This is a genomic window from Rhodoferax sp. GW821-FHT10B06, from assembly GCF_059415605.1.
Map to the genome: position 1 here is coordinate 1 of NZ_JBWKNO010000051.1, position 527 is coordinate 527.

1 protein-coding gene is annotated in these 527 nt (G+C 63.2%); it reads right to left on the bottom strand.

The window, feature by feature from the left end; all coding sequences use genetic code 11:
• The coding region (locus AC07O2_RS26000; protein ID WP_495235002.1) for a methyl-accepting chemotaxis protein at window positions 1–527 on the bottom strand (527 nt) is incomplete at both ends.

Below are 527 nucleotides of genomic sequence, written 5' to 3' on the forward strand. Positions count from 1 at the left end.
ACCTTGAAGAAGCCCATCGCTTCCTGCAGCTGTGCCGCCTGGCCGCTCATCTCTTCCGCTGTGGCCGCCAGCTCTTCACTGCTGCTGGCGTTCTGCTGGGTGATCTGGTTGAGTTGTTCCATGGCGGTGTTGATCTGGCCCACGCCCGTGGATTGCTCGCTGGATGCCGCGGCTATCTCCTGCACCAGCTCGGATGTCTTGCCAATCGCGGGCACGATGGCGTCGAGCAGCTTGCCAGCGCTCTCAGCCTTGTCCACGCTGCCGCTGGCCAGTTCGCTGATTTCCTGCGCCGCCACCTGGCTGCGCTCGGCCAGCTTGCGTACTTCGGCGGCCACCACAGCAAAGCCTTTGCCATGTTCACCCGCCCGTGCCGCCTCGATTGCGGCATTCAGTGCCAAGAGGTTGGTCTGGTAGGCGATGTCATCGATGATGCCGATCTTGCCCGCGATGCTCTTCATCGCTGCCACGGTGTCTTTCACGGCTGCTCCACCCTCCACCGCCTGTTTGGCCGCTTGCGAAGCCATGCC